General features: G+C 62.3%; 15 protein-coding genes. 13 read left to right on the top strand and 2 right to left on the bottom strand.

The window, feature by feature from the left end; all coding sequences use genetic code 11:
- Positions 1–67 precede the first annotated feature (67 nt).
- Genes BFQ04_RS11395 through BFQ04_RS11385 form a run of 3 tightly spaced genes read left to right on the top strand, consistent with a single transcriptional unit; the run spans position 68 to position 2,533 of the window.
- Positions 68–1,093, top strand: a complete 1,026-nt coding sequence (locus BFQ04_RS11395) for an aminoglycoside phosphotransferase family protein (protein WP_065950912.1) — start codon at positions 68–70, stop codon at positions 1,091–1,093.
- Positions 1,090–1,764: an N-acetylmuramate alpha-1-phosphate uridylyltransferase MurU gene (gene murU / locus BFQ04_RS11390; protein ID WP_065950911.1), complete on the top strand. Its 675-nt coding sequence runs from the start codon at positions 1,090–1,092 to the stop codon at positions 1,762–1,764. The genes BFQ04_RS11395 and murU overlap by 4 nt, the downstream gene beginning before the upstream one ends.
- Before the next feature lies 1 nt (position 1,765).
- A complete protein-coding gene (locus BFQ04_RS11385) occupies positions 1,766–2,533 on the top strand; it encodes a TerB family tellurite resistance protein (RefSeq protein ID WP_065950910.1) in 768 nt (255 codons plus the stop codon).
- A gap of 147 nt (positions 2,534–2,680) precedes the next feature.
- Here the strand turns inward: BFQ04_RS11385 and BFQ04_RS11380 are convergent, their stop codons facing one another.
- Positions 2,681–3,655 carry an alpha/beta hydrolase family protein gene (locus tag BFQ04_RS11380; RefSeq protein WP_065950909.1) on the bottom strand — a complete coding sequence of 325 codons (975 nt, stop codon included), beginning with the start codon at positions 3,653–3,655 and terminating at the stop codon, positions 2,681–2,683.
- Positions 3,656–3,732: 77 nt separating this feature from the next.
- On the opposite strand from BFQ04_RS11380, the gene BFQ04_RS11375 reads away from it, so the two are divergent.
- From BFQ04_RS11375 to trpE, 10 genes are all read left to right on the top strand, one after another.
- Positions 3,733–5,727: a sensor histidine kinase gene (locus tag BFQ04_RS11375; protein WP_065950908.1), complete on the top strand. Its 1,995-nt coding sequence runs from the start codon at positions 3,733–3,735 to the stop codon at positions 5,725–5,727.
- A gap of 21 nt (positions 5,728–5,748) precedes the next feature.
- Positions 5,749–6,378, top strand: a complete 630-nt coding sequence (locus tag BFQ04_RS11370; protein WP_065950907.1) for a response regulator — start codon at positions 5,749–5,751, stop codon at positions 6,376–6,378.
- 204 nt (positions 6,379–6,582) lie between these two features.
- Complete coding sequence (locus tag BFQ04_RS11365; RefSeq protein ID WP_065950906.1) at positions 6,583–7,695, top strand: ABC transporter ATP-binding protein; 1,113 nt, start codon at positions 6,583–6,585, stop codon at positions 7,693–7,695.
- 43 nt (positions 7,696–7,738) lie between these two features.
- Positions 7,739–8,779 (top strand): ABC transporter substrate-binding protein, encoded by a 1,041-nt coding sequence (locus BFQ04_RS11360; protein ID WP_065950905.1) that lies wholly within the window; start codon positions 7,739–7,741, stop codon positions 8,777–8,779.
- Between the two features lie 132 nt (positions 8,780–8,911).
- A complete protein-coding gene (locus BFQ04_RS11355) occupies positions 8,912–10,138 on the top strand; it encodes an ABC transporter permease (protein WP_065950904.1) in 1,227 nt (408 codons plus the stop codon).
- A 12-nt stretch (positions 10,139–10,150) separates the two neighbouring features.
- Positions 10,151–10,975, top strand: a complete 825-nt coding sequence (locus tag BFQ04_RS11350; RefSeq protein WP_065950903.1) for an ABC transporter permease — start codon at positions 10,151–10,153, stop codon at positions 10,973–10,975.
- Between the two features lie 217 nt (positions 10,976–11,192).
- A complete protein-coding gene (locus BFQ04_RS11345) occupies positions 11,193–12,341 on the top strand; it encodes an iron-containing alcohol dehydrogenase (protein WP_065950902.1) in 1,149 nt (382 codons plus the stop codon).
- Positions 12,342–12,424: 83 nt separating this feature from the next.
- Positions 12,425–13,099, top strand: coding sequence for a ribulose-phosphate 3-epimerase (gene rpe / locus BFQ04_RS11340; RefSeq protein ID WP_065950901.1), 675 nt, complete (start codon positions 12,425–12,427; stop codon positions 13,097–13,099).
- Positions 13,096–13,914 (top strand): phosphoglycolate phosphatase, encoded by an 819-nt coding sequence (locus BFQ04_RS11335; protein WP_065950900.1) that lies wholly within the window; start codon positions 13,096–13,098, stop codon positions 13,912–13,914. The genes rpe and BFQ04_RS11335 overlap by 4 nt, the downstream gene beginning before the upstream one ends.
- Positions 13,915–13,984: 70 nt before the next feature.
- Positions 13,985–15,466, top strand: coding sequence for an anthranilate synthase component I (trpE, locus tag BFQ04_RS11330; RefSeq protein ID WP_065950899.1), 1,482 nt, complete (start codon positions 13,985–13,987; stop codon positions 15,464–15,466).
- Positions 15,467–15,626: 160 nt separating this feature from the next.
- Here the strand turns inward: trpE and estP are convergent, their stop codons facing one another.
- The gene (gene estP / locus BFQ04_RS11325; protein ID WP_065950898.1) at positions 15,627–17,549 is read right to left on the bottom strand and encodes an esterase EstP; all 1,923 of its coding nucleotides are present in this window, start codon (positions 17,547–17,549) and stop codon (positions 15,627–15,629) included.
- Positions 17,550–17,644 lie beyond the last annotated feature (95 nt).

Below are 17,644 nucleotides of genomic sequence, written 5' to 3'. Positions count from 1 at the left end.
TCTGAAAAAGATGCGTGATAATAAAGCATGCCCCGCTTGACGGCTAGCGCCGTCGGAGACCCTTGTAATGCCCGAGCACGATCTACGTTTACAACAGCTGGAAGTCTGGCTGGATGAGCAGTTGCCAATTCTCTTCAACGCTCAGGACTGGGGCGCCGTACCCCCGGCCACATTGACCGCGGCCAGCAGTGACGCGAGTTTCAGGCGTTACTTCCGGTGGGAGGGCGGGGCGCATACATTCGTCGTGATGGACGCGCCACCGCCCCAGGAAAACTGCAAACCTTTCGTCGATATCGCGCATTTGCTCGCGAAATCGGGAATTAATGTGCCAAAAATTTATGCAGAAGATTTGCCCCGTGGCTTTCTTTTGCTCAATGACCTGGGCCGAAAAACCTACCTGGACGTGATTGACGAGCAAAACGCCGATCAATTGTTCGCCGACGCCATCGATGCGTTGCTGGCGTTTCAGCAGTTGCCGATGGACGCGCCGCTGCCCAGCTATGACGTCGCCTTGTTGCGTCGCGAGCTCGAGTTGTTCCCTGAATGGTACGTACGCCGGCACCTGGGTATAGAGCTTGATACCCGGCAGCAGGCCCTCTGGCAGCGGGTCAGTGAACGGTTGATCGAAAGCGCCCTGGCCCAGCCCAACGTGCTGGTGCACCGCGACTATATGCCGCGCAACCTGATGATCAGTGAGCCCAGCCCTGGGGTGCTGGATTTCCAGGATGCGGTCTATGGCCCGGTGACCTATGACATTACCTGCCTGTTCAAGGACGCCTTCCTCAGCTGGCCCCAGGCCCGCGTGCGCGCGTGGCAGCGCGGCTATTGGGAACGCGCCGGGCAGTTGGGCATCCCCGTGCAGGATGATTTTGAAGACTTCCTGCGCGCCAGCGACCTGATGGGCGTGCAACGTCACCTCAAGGTCATCGGTATCTTCGCGCGGATCTGTCACCGGGATGGCAAGCCGCGCTATCTGGCGGACGTGCCGCGCTTCTTTGCCTATATAGAAGCGGTGCTCGCCGACCGACCTGAGTTGAGCGACCTGGGCGAACTGCTCGGCAGCCTGCGCCAACCGGCCGAGGCTTGCGTATGAAGGCGATGATCCTGGCGGCCGGCAAGGGCGAGCGCATGCGCCCGCTGACGCTGCATACGCCCAAGCCGCTGGTGCAGGCAGGCGGCAAACGGCTGATCGAGTATCACCTTGAAGCGCTGGCCAAGGCCGGCTTCACCGAGATCGTGATCAACCATGCCTGGCTCGGTCAGCAGATCGAAAGCTATCTGGGGGACGGTGCCCAGTTCGGCGTGCGTATCCGTTATTCAGCCGAAGGCGAGCCGCTGGAAACCGGCGGCGGAATTTTCCAGGCGCTGGCGTTGCTGGGGGACGAGCCGTTCCTGGTGGTCAACGGCGATATCTGGACCGATTACGACTTCAGCCAATTGAAGCGACCGCTCCAGGGCCTGGCCCATCTGGTGATGGTCGACAACCCGGCGCATCATCCGTCCGGCGGTGACTTCCACCTGAGCGACGGCGTGCTTCATGATGCGGCGCCCGGTGCCGATAACCTGACCTTCAGTGGCATTTCTGTGCTTGACCCTCAATTGTTCGCGGGTTGCAGTGCGGGTGCCTTCAAGCTTGCGCCGTTGTTGCGTGCGGCGATGACCAAAGGTCGGGTAACGGGTGAACACATGAAGGGACGCTGGGTGGATGTCGGAACGCTTGAACGTCTGGCGCAGGTCGAAACCTTGCTGACAGCAGGACGATAGGATGTTGTGGCCAGGGACGCTGATCGGCGCCGGGGCTGGCTTTGCGATTGCCAGCATCCCGGGGGCTTTGTTGGGTGCATTGCTGGGGCAGGCGCTGGACCGGCGCCTGCAATTGCACAGCTGGGCGCAGTTACGCGAACGCCTTGGCGGGCGCCCCGCGTTGCGCAACGACGAATTGTTGTTCGTGCTGCTGGGGCGTCTGGCCAAAAGCAATGGGCGCATTGTGGACGGGCATATCCAGCAGGCGCGCCAGGAAATGCGCGCGCTGGACATGACCGAGCCGGCCCAGCGCCGAGCCATCATGGCCTTCAATCGCGGCAAGTCCGGCACTGACCGTGTCCGCCGTTATCTGCGCGTGCTCAAGGCGCAACCCCATGCCGCCGAGGGGGTTCTACGTGCCTGTTGGCGCATGGCCTGGGCCGATGGCCGGGCGGATGATACCGAGCGTGAGCTGATCCAGTTGTGGGGCAAATGGCTGGGCTGGACGCCGCAGCAAATCCGCGCGTTGGCTTCCGATTACGCGCCGGCGCGCAAGCCGCTGGCCAATCGTGGCGGGGCTTATCAGGAAGCGCTGCGGATTCTGGGAGTGACGGCCACCGCTGAGCCCTCGGTGATCAAGCACGCCTATCGCCGCTTGCTCAGCCGCCACCACCCGGACAAGATCGCCGGCAGTGGCGCCAGCCCCGCACAAGTGCGCGAGGCGACCGAGCGTACCCGTGAGTTGCATAACGCTTACGCATTGATTCGCGAGCGGCGGGACTTTCGTTGATAGTGCCAGCCTGAGAACGCCGATCAAATGTGGGAGGGGGCTTGCCCCCGATGGCGGAGTGTCAGTCAGCACGTGTGGCAGCTGATACACCGCTATCGGGGGCAAGCCCCCTCCCACATTGGTTTTGTGGCATTTGCGAAACTGTGATCAGCCTTCGCTGCCCTGCGGGCTCAACCAGCCGCGAACTCTGCGGTACAACTGCTCCTGCTCGGCGGCATCGTTGCCGGGCAGGGCGTGGAGTTGCACCGGCTTGTAGCCGTCATTCTTGCCGCGTTTGGCCGCCTGCATACGGGCCAGTGCATTTTTGCCGTCCTGGGCGCCGTCCTGGTAGAACACATCCGCGGTAGGCACTTTCAACGCCGGCGCCAACTGCTGCAGGTCCGGTTGACGAGCGGCGGGTGTCTTCCCGGCCACCATCACCAGTTTCTGCACCTGGGCGGGTTGTTTCTCGCTCAGGTAGCGCGCAGCCCACCATGCACCGGTGCCGTGACCGAGCAGTGCCACACTGCGAGCGCCCTGGGTCTGGGCGAAGGCGACGGCAGCGTCGATGCGGTCGAAGATACGTTTGGCGTCGGTCTTGTCCTGTTCATCCGCGCCCGGTACCACCGCCGGGTCAGTGCCTTCGGCTTCCGCACTGGCAGCCTGTTCGACGGGTTTGGCGACCGTGCTGCCGTCCTTGCTGCTGGTATCGACCGCCGCTTTGGGCGGCTCGATGACGCGTGGCGGCAAGGTGTCCAGGTTGACGTCCGGCAATGACAGGCTGAGGGTGCCCCAGGCAGCGTCTGGCAGTTTACGGCGCAACGGGCCGATTGCTTGCGGCCAGTCGGCATTTTCGCCGGCGCCTGGCACGATAATCACCACACCTTGGGGGTCGGCTCCGTTGGCGGGCTTCCACAGGGCCAGGAACGACTCGCTGCCGGCCTGCAATTGTTGTTGTTCCTGTTGCGCAACCTGACGTTCGAGCGCGCGCGCTTCTGCCTCGCTGCGCTCGGGCAAGGGCTGGCGCTCGGCGGGTTTTTCCGCGACGGCTGCTGGCGCATCGGCGGCTTGAACAGAAAAGGCGCTGGTAAATAGCAGCGACAGGCACAATGCTGGCAGTGCCGAACGGTTTCGAGGTGGCATCGTTAAATCCCGGCCAGAAGTGATTCCAGCAGCCTAATGGGTTGATCGGTATTTGTCAGTGATGTGAGACGTGGATCATGGGTTTTCGCTTGCTGCTGGTTATCGGCTGTCTGTGTGTTGCCTTGATGGGCAACGCCGCGCCTGCTCCCGTCGTGCCCCAGGCGCAACTGAATGCGCAGCAGCGTGCGTGGCTGGCGCAGCACCCGCAACTGCGGGTGGGCCTGGTATTGCAGGCGCCTTACGCGCAATACGACCGACGGCTGCAGCGGTTGTCCGGGGCCAATGTCGAGTTGATGCAATGGCTGGCCAAGGCGCTTGGCATCGAGCTGACCTGGCGCAACTTTCCCGATCAGCAGCAGTTGGAAGCCGCCGTGCGCGATGGCGAGGTGGATATCGCTCCGGGCCTGCAGCAAACCCCGGCCGGCTTGCGCCTGTGGTTGTTCAGCGACCCTTATATGCGTGTGCCCCAGCATATCGTCGGTATTCGCGAAGGCGGCGGCGCGGTGGAGCTGGAAAAGCTCGACGCACAATCGCGCATCGCGGTGCGCATGCCCAGCACGGTGGCCGATTACCTGCGCAGTACGTACCCCAACCTTAACCTGCAAGGCGTGCCCATGGAGCGCCAGGCCCTGCAGTTACTGGTGAGTCGGCAGGCACGCTATGCAGTGGTGGATGAGGCGCAACTGGGGCGGTTGTCCGGCGAGGCGGAGTTTGCCGGGCTGGCGGTGGTCGGCGATATCGGCTTGCCGCAGTTGCTGCGGGTGGCCACGCGGCGTGAATGGCCGCAGCTGGCCGGCATCATGCAAAGCGCCTTGCGGGCGATACCCGCCCGCGACCTCGACCAATTGCACAGCCGCTGGCTGCAACCTCAGTACCCGCGTTTATCGGACGCCATGGGCTTGTGGAAAAACCTCAGCGTGCTGTTGGGGCTGATGCTGCTCGCCAGCCTCGCGGCGGTGCTCTGGCAGCGCCGCCAACAGCGTCACCTGGAGCACGACCTGTTGGCGGCGCGGGAGGAAAGTGCAGCCCGCGCCGCTGGCGCTGAAGCCTTGCGCCTGACGCAGTTTTCCATCGATCAAAGTACGGTCGGCATCCTGTGGGTGAATTGGGACAGTCACGTGCGTTACGCCAATCGCGCCGCCGAAACCATGCTCGGCTATGGCGCCGGCGCGTTGATCGAGCGACCGCTGATCGATTTCGACCCGACGTTGACCATGGACCGCTGGCTCAATCTGTGGAAGCGTGGGCGTGCCAGCGAGGAAGGCGCGCAGACCTTCGCCACCGACTGCCTGCGCGCCGACGGCAGTATCCTGCCGGCGGACGTATCGTTGAGTTTTCTGCGCTTTGCCGACGGCGAGTACCTGGTGGTTTACCTGACTGACGTCACCGAGCGCCGCCGTTATGTGGCCGCCTTGCTGCAGAGCGAGGCACAGTTGCGCGAATTGTCGGCCCACCTGGAAACGGTGCGCGAAGAAGAAAAGGCGCGTATCGCCCGCGAGGTACACGACGAACTCGGGCAGATGCTCACCGTGCTCAAACTGGAAACCTCTATGTGTGAATTGGCCTATGCGCAACTCGACCCGGGCCTGAACGAGCGCTTGAACAGCATGAAGCGCCTGATCGCCCAGCTTTTCCAACTGGTCCGTGATGTCGCCACCGCGCTGCGCCCGCCGATTCTCGACGCCGGCATTGCCTCGGCCATCGAATGGCAGGCGCGCCGTTTCGAAGCGCGCACGCAGATTCCCTGTCTGGTACGCGTCCCGGACAACCCGCCGGTACTGAGCGACGCCAAGGCCATCGGTCTGTTCCGCATCCTGCAGGAAGCGCTGACCAATGTGATGCGCCATGCCCAGGCGCATACTGTGGAGCTGACGCTGGGCGTAGATGGCCCGAACCTGCGACTGACCATCAGCGATGACGGAATCGGCTTCGTGCAGGCGCAGGGGCGAGCGGTGTCGTTCGGCCTGGTCGGCATGCGTGAACGGGTGCTGATCATGGGCGGGCAGTTGAGCCTGGTCAGCGAGTTGGGGGAGGGCACCACCCTGAGTGTCACGGTGCCGTTGGATGCCTGACAACAATAAGAGGAAACCCCTGTGATCCGCGTACTGGTAGCCGAAGACCACACCATTGTCCGAGAAGGCCTCAAGCAATTGATCGGCCTGGCCAAGGACCTGCTGGTGGTGGGCGAAGCGAGCAATGGCGAGCAATTGCTGGAGACCCTGCGCCATGTGCCGTGCGAGGTGGTGTTGCTGGATATCTCCATGCCCGGCGTGAATGGCCTGGAGGCTATCGCGCGTATCCGGGCGCTGAGTAACCCGCCGGCGATCCTGGTGTTGTCCATGCACGATGAGGCGCAAATGGCTGCTCGCGCCCTCAAGGTCGGCGCGGCCGGCTATGCCACCAAGGACAGCGACCCGGCACTGCTGTTGATGGCGATTCGCAAGGTCGCGGCGGGCGGGCGCTATATCGACCCGGACCTGGCAGACCGCATGGTCTTCGAAGTCGGCCTGACGGATTCGCGCCCCTTGCACTCGCTGCTGTCGGAGCGCGAGTTCTCGGTGTTCGAACGTCTGGCACAAGGCGCCAACGTCAACGACATCGCCCTGCAGTTGGCCCTGAGCAGCAAGACCATCAGCACCCACAAGGCGCGCTTGATGCAAAAGCTCAATATCACCTCCCTGGCCGAGTTGGTGAAATACGCCATGGAACACAAGCTGCTGTAGCGGCGTATCCATTAACGACACCTCGCAAGCGCCGCCCGACACGGGCTTGCCGCTGCACTGTCCCATGCCCGTCATCCGGGTAGGGCGATCCCTACCCCGAACCTTCCATCCGGCTGATGCGATTCTCTCCTGGCCCCCGATTTCCGGGGCCTCGCGCCTGGACTACGCTTGTGTCACAGCGGTCCAAAACACAAAGGTGCGGGTATGAGCGAGGCGGATACAAATGATGTGCTGGTCAGCTTTCGTGGCGTGCAGAAAAGCTACGATGGCGAAAACCTGATCGTCAAAGACCTCAACCTGGAGATTCGCAAGGGCGAGTTCCTCACCCTGCTCGGGCCGTCCGGTTCGGGCAAGACCACCAGCCTGATGATGCTGGCCGGCTTCGAAACCCCCACCGCCGGCGAAATCCAGCTGGCCGGACGCTCGATCAATAACGTGCCGCCGCACAAGCGCGACATTGGCATGGTGTTCCAGAACTACGCATTGTTCCCGCACATGACCGTGGCCGAGAACCTGGCGTTTCCCCTGTCCGTGCGTGGCTTGAGCAAGACCGACATCAGCGAGCGGGTCAAGCGCGTGCTGAGCATGGTCCAGCTCGACGCCTTCGCCCAGCGCTACCCGGCGCAACTGTCGGGGGGCCAGCAACAGCGGGTGGCACTGGCCCGCGCATTGGTGTTCGAACCGCAACTGGTGCTGATGGACGAACCCCTGGGTGCCCTCGACAAGCAATTGCGCGAACACATGCAGATGGAAATCAAGCACCTGCATCAGCGCCTCGGCGTGACCGTGGTGTATGTGACCCATGACCAGGGCGAAGCCTTGACCATGTCCGACCGTGTGGCGGTGTTCCACCAGGGCGAAATCCAGCAGATCGCCGCGCCGCGCAGCCTGTATGAAGAACCGAAGAACACCTTTGTGGCCAACTTCATCGGCGAAAACAACCGCCTCAATGGCCGTCTCCACAGCCACACCGGCGAGCGCTGTGTGGTGGAGCTGGCGCGCGGCGAGAAGGTCGAGGCGCTGGCGGTGAATGTCGGCGCGATCGGCGGCCCGGTGACCCTGTCGGTGCGTCCGGAGCGCGTCAGCCTCAATGGCGCAAGTGACCGCTGCATCAACCGTTTCTCCGGGCGGGTGGCGGAGTTCATCTACCTGGGCGACCACGTGCGTGTGCGCCTGGAAGTCTGCGGCAAGACCGATTTTTTCGTGAAACAACCGATTGCCGAGCTGGACCCGGCCCTGACGGTCGGCGACGTAGTACCGATTGGCTGGCAAGTCGAGCACGTTCGCGCACTCGACCCACTTCTAGAGGCGAATTGATCGCCCCCTGGCTTCACCAACCCTGCACGTGGAGAGCACAACAATGTTGAGATCCCTTAAGTATTCGGCCCTGGCTATCGGCTTGATGGGCGCGACACAGGCCATGGCAGGCCCGGACCTGACTGTCGTTTCCTTTGGCGGCGCGAACAAGGCGGCCCAGGTCAAGGCCTTCTATGCCCCGTGGGAAAGCGCGGGCAACGGCAAGATCATCGCCGGTGAATACAACGGTGAGATGGCCAAGGTCAAAGCCATGGTCGACACCAAGAGCGTGTCCTGGGACCTGGTGGAAGTGGAGTCGCCGGAACTGTCCCGTGGCTGCGACGAAGACATGTTCGAGCCCCTGGACCCGAAACTGTTCGGCAACCCCGCCGACTACGTCAAAGGCGCGATCCAGCCCTGCGGCGTGGGCTTCTTTGTGTGGTCGACCGTGCTGGCCTACAACGCCGACAAACTCGCCAGTGCACCGACCAGCTGGGCGGATTTCTGGGACACCAAGAAATTCCCCGGCAAGCGCGGCCTGCGCAAAGGCGCCAAATACACCCTGGAATTCGCGCTGATGGCCGACGGTGTAGCGCCCAAGGACGTCTATAAAGTGCTGGCCGGCAAAGATGGCCAGGACCGTGCGTTCAAGAAACTCGACGAACTCAAACCGTCGATCCAGTGGTGGGAAGCCGGTGCACAGCCGCCGCAATACCTCGCCTCGGGCGACGTAGTGATGAGCTCGGCCTACAACGGCCGGATCGCCGCCGTGCAGAAAGAAAGCAACCTCAAAGTGGTGTGGAACGGCGGCATCTACGACTTCGACGCCTGGGCTATTCCAAAGGGCCTGGCCAAGGACCGCGCCGAAGCGGCGAAGAAATTCATCGCCTTCTCGGTGCAGCCGCAACAGCAGAAGATCTATTCGGAAAACATCGCCTACGGCCCGGCCAACACCCAGGCCGTGCCGCTGCTGGCCAAAGACGTGCTCAAAGACATGCCGACCACCCCGGAAAATATCGCCAACCAGGTGCAGATCGATGTGAGCTTCTGGGCTGATAACGGCGAGCAGCTCGAGCAGCGCTTCAATTCCTGGGCCGCTAAATAATCCATGTGGGAGGGGGCTTGCCCCCGATGACGGTGTGTCAGACGACGGCTGATTTGACTGATCCACCGCCATCGGGGGCAAGCCCCCTCCCACAGGGGATCTGCATTTATCTTCAAGATCCGGAGTTCAGTCATGGCAGTAGCCATTCCCACCCTCAAGCAGCGCCTGGCCCGTGCCGAGCGGCTCAATCGCTGGAAAGCCCAGGCCTTGATTGCGCCGCTGGTGCTGTTTTTGCTGCTGGTGTTCCTGGTGCCCATTGTTGCGCTGCTCTACAAAAGCGTCGGAAACCCGGAAGTGGTGGCAGGCTTGCCGCGCACGGTGGTGGCAGTGACGGCCTGGGACGGTCGTGGCTTGCCTGGCGAGCCGGTGTACCAGGCGCTCAGTGAAGACCTGGGCGAAGCGCGCAAAAACCAGACCCTGGGCGATCTGTCCAAACGCTTGAACATGGAACTGGCCGGCTATCGCAGCCTGCTGACCAAAACCGCGCGGGCGCTGCCGTTCACCGACGCGCCGGCCTCTTATAAAGCTGCGCTGGAAACCCTCGACGAACGCTGGGGCGACCCGGCGTACTGGCAGGCGATCCGACGCAATACCAGCAGCCTGACGCCTTACTACCTGCTGGCGGCCGTCGATCACCGCATCGACGACCTGGGCGAAATCGCGCCGGCCACACCCGACCAGGCGATCTATCTGGATATCTTCGCCCGAACATTCTGGATGGGCCTGGTCATCACTTTGATCTGTCTGCTGCTGGCCTATCCCCTGGCGTACCTGCTGGCCAACCTGCCGGCGCGTAAAAGCAACCTGCTGATGATCCTGGTATTGCTGCCGTTCTGGACCTCGATCCTGGTGCGGGTGGCGGCGTGGATCGTACTGCTGCAATCCGGCGGCCTGATCAACAGCGCCCTGATGGGCATGGGCCTGATCGATACGCCACTGGAGTTGGTATTCAACCGTACCGGTGTGTACATCTCCATGGTGCATATCCTGCTGCCGTTCATGATTCTGCCGATCTACAGCGTGATGAAGGGCATTTCGCCAACTTACATGCGTGCGGCGATTTCCCTGGGCTGTCACCCCTTCGCCAGCTTCTGGCGCGTGTACTTCCCGCAGACCTACGCCGGTGTCGGTGCCGGCTGCCTGTTGGTGTTCATCCTGGCGATTGGTTACTACATCACCCCGGCCTTGCTGGGCAGCCCGAACGACCAGATGGTCAGCTACTTCGTGGCCTTCTATACCAACACCAGCATCAACTGGGGCATGGCCACGGCGTTGGGCGGCTTGCTGCTGCTGGCGACGGTGCTGCTGTACCTGATCTACAACCGGCTGGTGGGCGCCAGTCGCCTGCGCCTGAGCTGAGGAGACCTTGCAATGCTGAGCCCATATAGGTCACCGGTGGAGCGGCTGTGGTTCTACAGCCTGCGGATTCTGTGCGGCCTGATCCTGCTGTTCCTGATCCTGCCAGTACTGGTGATCATCCCGCTGTCGTTCAACAGCGGCAGTTTCCTGGTGTACCCGTTGCAGGGCTTTTCGCTGCAGTGGTATCAGGACTTTTTCGCGTCGGCCGAATGGATGCGCGCCCTGCGCAACAGCCTCATCGTCGCCCCGGCGGCCACGGTGCTGGCGATGGTGTTCGGCACGCTGGCGGCGATTGGCCTGACGCGCGGCAACTTCCCCGGCAAGGCATTGGTGATGGCCCTGGTGATTTCGCCGATGGTGGTGCCGGTGGTGATTATCGGCGTGGCCAGTTACCTGTTCTTTGCCCCGCTGGGGCTGGGTAACAGCTTCTTCTCGTTGATTGTGGTGCACGCGGTGCTGGGTGTGCCGTTTGTGATCATTACCGTGTCGGCGACCTTGCAGGGGTTCAACCACAATCTGGTGCGGGCGGCGGCCAGCCTGGGCGCGTCACCGTTGACCGCGTTTCGCCGGGTGACCTTGCCGCTGATCGCGCCAGGGGTAATTTCCGGTGCGCTGTTTGCATTCGCCACCTCGTTCGACGAAGTGGTGGTGACATTGTTTCTCGCCGGGCCGGAGCAAGCTACCTTGCCCAGGCAGATGTTCAGCGGCATCCGTGAAAACCTCAGCCCGACGATTGCGGCGGCGGCGACGTTGCTGATTGGGTTTTCAGTGGTGCTGTTGCTGACGCTTGAATGGCTGCGCGGACGCGGCGAAAAGCTGCGTACTGCCCAGGTCTGAAGCCTCGAACAGAGCAAAATGTGGGAGGGGGCTTGCCCCCGATAGCGGTGTATCAGTCTCAGATGTGCTGGCTGATACACTGCTATCGGGGGCAAGCCCCCTCCCACATTGGTTTTGTGTTCACTCAGATAATGACCATTCAGTTGCTGAATGCTGGGCAACCCAAAATCCCGAGCTACTCTTGTGCCAGCCCATCTCTCAATAAGAGGCCGCGCACATGAGTACTTCCTCATTCAAGATCGCCCATAAACTGCTCACCGGCGCTGGCGCCATCGAACAGCTCGCCACCGAACTCACCCGCCTGGATGTGGATAACCCGTTGATCGTCACCGATGCCGTGCTGGTCAAGTCCGGCACGGTCGCGCTGGCGCTCGAGCACTTGGGCGGGCGCCCTTATGAAATTTTCGACCGCGTGCTGCCCGACCCGGAAATCGCCATTGTCGAAGACTGCATGCAGGCCTACCGCGATGGCGGGCACGATGGCCTGATCGGCGTGGGCGGCGGCAGTGCCATCGACATCGCAAAGAGCGTGGCCGCTTACGCCGGTTACCACGGCGCCCTGGCGGATTTGTTCGGTGTTGACCAGGTACCGCGCAAGGGCCCACCGTTGATCGCCATTCCCACCACGGCGGGCACCGGCTCGGAAGTGACCAACGTGGCAATCCTCTCGGACAAGGTCGCCCAGCTGAAAAAAGGCATCGTCAGCGATTACCTGCTGCCGGATGTGGCGCTGATCAGCCCGCAAATGACCCTCACTTGCCCCCGCAGCGTCACCGCCGCCAGTGGTGTCGACGCGCTGGTGCATGCAATTGAGTCCTACCTGTCGCTGAACGCCTCACCGATCACCGATGCCCTGGCGATTGGCGCGATCAAGCTGATTGCTGGCGCACTGCCCAAGGCTTACGCCAACCCGGCCAACTTGCAGGCCCGTGACGACATGGCCACCGCCAGCCTGATGGCCGGCATGGCCTTCGGCAACGCGGGCGTGGGCGCAGTGCATGCACTGGCGTATCCGTTGGGCGGCCGGTTCAACATCGCCCACGGCGTGAGCAACGCCCTGTTGCTGCCCTATGTGATGCACTGGAACAAGCTGGCCTGTGTCGAACGGATGCGCGACATCGCGCAGGCCATGGGCGTGAATGTCAGCGGGCTGAGCGTGAATGATGCCGCCGATCAGGCTGTCGAGGCGATGACGCGACTGTGCGCCGCCGTCGAGATCCCTGCCGGCCTGCGCAGTTTCGGCGTGCCTGAGGAGGCTATCCCGGCGATGGCCACCGAAGCGGCGGGCATCGAGCGCCTGATGCGCAATAATCCGCGCCAGCTCAGCGCGGCCGATATCGAAAAAATCTACCGGGCGGCATATTAATCGTTGAGTGAGGTCACGGTGCGCAGGGCAAAGCTGAGGTATACAATGCGCGCCATCGTGATTTAGCTCAAAAAAGGTGCGTCATGCAGCCCTTCGTCATTGCTCCATCGATTCTCTCCGCCGACTTCGCCCGCCTGGGCGAAGAAGTGGACAAGGTGTTGGCCGCCGGCGCCGACTTCGTGCACTTCGACGTCATGGACAACCACTACGTGCCCAACCTGACCATCGGCCCGATGGTCTGCGCAGCGTTGCGCAAGTACGGGATTACCGCGCCGATCGACGCACACCTGATGGTCAGCCCGGTGGACCGCATTGTCGGCGACTTCATCGACGCCGGTGCGACCTACATCACGTTCCATCCGGAAGCCACGCTGCACGTCGACCGTACCCTGCAACTGATCCGCGAAGGCGGCTGCAAGGCGGGCCTGGTGTTCAACCCGGCCACACCGTTGAGTGTGCTGGAATACGTGATGGACAAGGTCGACATGGTGCTGTTGATGAGCGTCAACCCGGGCTTTGGCGGGCAGAAGTTCATCCCCGGCACCCTGAACAAACTGCGCGAAGCGCGGGCGCTGATCGATGCGTCGGGCCGCGATATCCGCCTGGAAATCGACGGTGGGGTCAACGTCAACAATATTCGCCAGATCGCTGCCGCGGGGGCTGATACGTTCGTGGCCGGTTCGGCGATCTTCAATGCCCCGGATTACCAGGAAGTGATCGCCAAGATGCACGCCGAACTGGCGCTGGCGCGTCCATGAGCGGCTTTGAGCAGCTGTTCCCCGGCAAATTGCCACGGCTGGTGATGTTCGATCTGGACGGTACCTTGATCGACTCGGTGCCCGACCTGGCGGCGGCGGTGGACCAGATGCTGCTCAAACTGGGGCGCAAGCCTGCGGGGCTCGAGGCGGTTCGCGAATGGGTCGGCAACGGCGCGCCGATGCTGGTGCGCCGGGCGCTGGCCGGTAATATCGACGCCAGCGGTGTGGATGAGGTCGAGGCCGAACATGCCCTGGAGTTGTTCAATGCCGCCTATGAAAGCAGCCACGAACTGACGGTGGTGTATCCCGGCGTGCGTGACACCCTCAAATGGTTGAGCAAGCAGGGCGTGGAAATGGCCTTGATTACCAACAAGCCGGAGCGCTTCGTCGCACCGCTGTTGGACCAGATGAAGATCGGCCGATATTTTCGCTGGATCATCGGCGGCGATACCCTGCCGCAGAAAAAACCCGACCCGGCGGCGCTGTTCTTCGTGATGAAAATGGCGAATATCCCGGCGTCCCAATCGTTGTTCGTGGGCGATTCGCGCAGCGATGTATTGGCGGCAAAAGCCGCAGGGGTGCAGTGCGTGGCCTTGAGTTACGGCTACAACCATGGCCGGCCGATTGCCGAAGAATCGCCGGCGCTGGTGATTGACGACCTGCGTCTGTTAATCCCCGGTTGCCTGGGCGCGGGCGCTGAGATAACGTTGCCCGATATTGATCCGTCTCCTTCTGGAAATCCCATCGTGGTGGTCACTCGCAAACTCTGGATGAAAGTCATCAAGGCCCTGGCCCGCTGGCGTTGGCGCGCCTGACTGATCCTGGCCGCTTTTTGCGGCACGTTTGCCTACCTGACCGATTGACCCTCACACCACGAGGCACCTGATGATCCGCGAAGAATTCCTGCGTTTGGCCGCTGCCGGCTACAACCGTATCCCGATGGCCCGCGAAACCCTGGCCGACTTCGACACGCCGCTGTCGATCTACCTGAAACTGGCCGACGAGCCGAACTCGTATCTGCTGGAGTCGGTACAGGGCGGCGAGAAGTGGGGCCGTTATTCGATCATCGGCCTGCCGTGCCGCACGGTACTGCGGGTTCACGACCATCATGTGAGCATCACTCATGATGGCGTCGAGATCGAAAGCCATGACGTAGACGACCCCCTGGCCTTCGTCGAGGTCTTCAAGGCGCGCTACAACGTGCCGACCATTGCCGGCCTTCCGCGTTTCAACGGCGGCCTGGTGGGGTATTTCGGTTATGACTGCGTGCGCTATGTGGAGCAGCGCCTGGGTAAATGTCCGAACCCGGACCCGCTGGGCGTGCCGGACATCCTGCTGATGGTCTCCGATGCGGTCGTGGTGTTCGACAACCTCGCCGGCAAGATGCACGCGATTGTGTTGGCCGACCCGTCCCAGGCGGATGCTTACGAACAAGGCCAGGCCAGTCTCGAAGCATTGCTGGACAAGCTGCGCCAACCGATCACGCCGCGTCGTGGCCTGGACCTCGGCCGTCCGCCTGCCGCAGATCCGGTGTTTCGCTCCAGCTTCACTCAGGCGGACTACGAACGCGCGGTGGACACCATCAAGGAATACATCCTCGCCGGTGACTGCATGCAGGTGGTGCCGTCGCAACGGATGTCCATCGATTTCAAGGCGGCGCCGATTGACCTGTACCGAGCGCTGCGTTGCTTCAACCCGACGCCGTACATGTACTTCTTCAACTTCGGTGATTTCCACGTGGTGGGCAGTTCACCGGAAGTGCTGGTGCGCGTCGAAGACAACCTGATCACCGTGCGCCCCATCGCCGGTACGCGCCCGCGGGGCGCCACCGAAGAAGCGGACCTGGCGCTGGAAGAAGACCTGTTGAGCGACGACAAGGAAATCGCCGAACACCTGATGTTGATTGATCTGGGGCGTAATGACACGGGGCGTGTCTCGGAAATCGGCTCGGTGAAGTTGACCGAGAAGATGGTCATCGAACGCTACTCCAATGTGATGCACATCGTGTCCAACGTCACCGGGGAACTGAAAGCCGGATTGACCGCGATGGACGCACTGCGCGCCATTCTGCCGGCCGGTACCTTGTCGGGCGCGCCGAAGATTCGCGCGATGGAAATCATCGACGAGCTGGAGCCGGTCAAGCGGGGCGTCTATGGCGGCGCCGTGGGGTATTTCGCCTGGAACGGCAACATGGACACTGCGATTGCGATCCGTACGGCAGTGATCAAGGATGGCGAACTGCATGTGCAGGCCGGTGGTGGCATTGTGGCTGATTCGGTGCCGGCCCTGGAATGGGAAGAAACCCTGAACAAGCGCCGGGCGATGTTCCGGGCGGTGGCGTTGGCGGAGCAGACCCCGCAGGACTAAAGCCAAATGTAGATCAAACTGTGGGAGGGGCGGTGCGACGATTCGACTTGCTCCCGATAGCGGTCTTTCAGGTCATGATGCACTGGCTGACACATTGCTATCGGGGGCAAGTCGAATCGTCGCACCGCCCCTCCCACATTAGACCTTCATTGTGCTGTCGTTAGAAATCCAGGCTCACCCCGACACTGACCCCTTGCTGGGTCAGGTTGTCGTCCTTCCTCAGGTTATACGCCGCCCGCAACGCCAGCTCCTGCGTCAGCTTGTGGCTGACACCCAGGCTCAAGCGATCCGAATTGCTGCGCGGCGTGTACCCGTCCAGCTTGAAGTCGATCCCCTGCACGCTGTTGAGCGCGATGTTGACCTTCTGCGTGTCGTTCTCGAACTCATGCTCATGAGCCACTTCCCCAAACACCTGGGTCTGCGGGGTGATGCGGTAGCTGCCTTGCAAGCCGACGCCAAGGCGCTTGGAGTCGCGCTGCTGGTCATCAAAGGTCAGGGCGGTGGAGCGGCTATCTTTCTCCGAGTAGCCGTTCACTTCAACGCGCGCGTAGTCGGCGCTGATGAAGGGCGACAGGTGCCAGTCGCTGCCGGGCGCAGCGATGTCGTAGCCCACGCGGCCGCTCAAGGCCCAGAGCCAGCCATCGGTGTCACCTTTCTCCGACCCTTCGCTGACGCCCAGGGCGAACTTGCGCTTGAGGTTGTCGAAGTCCAGTTTGCCGCCGGTCAAGGCGGCATCGGCCCACCAGTGATTGTGCTGATACTGGGCAAACGCGGTGCCCATGTAGCTGTTGAGCTTGTAATCCGAATCGCTGGCGCCGGCTTCCAGTGTCTGGCGGTACAGGCCTGCGGCGACACCTACGCGCCAGGCTTCGTTGAGTCGGTAGCTGCCGCCGATATTGAGGTTATAACCGCTGCCATCGCCGCTTGCCGAGCTGTTCTGGTCGTCGAAATCCAGCCGTTGGCCACCGGCTGCCACGATCGCTCGCCATTGGCCGACGGCTTGCCAGTGGCCGGTGTCTGCCTGCCATTGATTGCGCAACTCATCCTGATGGGCGCGCAATGTGCCCTGGGCCATTTCCGGCAGCAGCGTGATTTCCCACGGCGCGGCGAGCAGCGAATAGGCGTAGTCGGCGATCAGCTGTTGCCCGGCTATGGTCGGGTGGACCGAGTCGTTATAGATCAGCTTGGTCGGGTCCGGGTTGGTGCCACCGATGCCGTACACCGGATTGGCGGTGCAACTGTTGCCACTGAAGCAGGTGCCCGTGAGGTTTTGCCCGGTGGCGAGGCCGAAGCGGGCCGGATTGGCGAAGGCTTCATTCAATAACAATGGAATGTTCAGCGGGATGACCTGCGCATCGATCTGCGACAGGCGCTGTACCAGGGACTGGTTGAAAACAGCGCTCAGGGCCGACGTCGCTGCCTGCTGCGGCGTGCCGTTGACGGCCGGCGTCAGGCCGATGTCGGGCAACATCCATACCATGATGTAACGCGCACCGGCTTGTTGCAGGGCTTGGGCACTGTCGGCCAATCGCCCGCCGGCGGCGACCGCTTGAGCGGGGCTGAGTACGCGACCCTGGAGGAAATCATTGCCTCCACCGGACAGAAAGTACAGCGCATTCGGATCGGCCAGCCCGCCGTTTGCCGGCAGGTAACCCTGTCGACTGCGCAGCACCGTGCCGCCCCCGGCATTGCCGGGTGGGATCGCAGCGTTGGAGACGTTGGTGATGGAGTCGAGGATATTGTCGGTACGGTAGCCGCCGACCGCCCAGTTGTTTCCGTCCGGCAAGCCCTGGATCGCGCGCACCGGTGAGGTGGAGGCATTCAGGTCGCTTGGCGCTACACCCAGCTTCGCGCCGAGCAGCGTCGAAGAAACCAGACCATAGTCTCCCTGGAACGTCGGCCCGGAACGGTTGGTGAAGCGCAGGGTCGATCCGGCACTGCCGTCGGGAAACTGGCCGGCATCGGCCAGGCTGTCACCGAATACCACCATCGTTGAATAGGGTGACGATGCTGCATGAGCCTGTGCACAAGCCAGGGAAAGCAAGCCGGCGGCCAGGGGCGCGAAGAACGGAGTTCTGAGCATGGAAAATTCCATTGAGTTGTTTTTGTGTCGGAACCGAAACACTAGCAAAGTATCGAGCGTTTTCTATAGCGCAAAACCGAATTTTGCTGTGGGCA

Source organism: Pseudomonas sp. 37 R 15, assembly GCF_900004865.1.
GTDB classification, from domain to species: domain Bacteria; phylum Pseudomonadota; class Gammaproteobacteria; order Pseudomonadales; family Pseudomonadaceae; genus Aquipseudomonas; species Aquipseudomonas fluorescens_AM.
The sequence above is the reverse complement of the archived record's forward strand: the minus strand, read 5'-3'. Positions and strand labels throughout refer to the sequence as shown.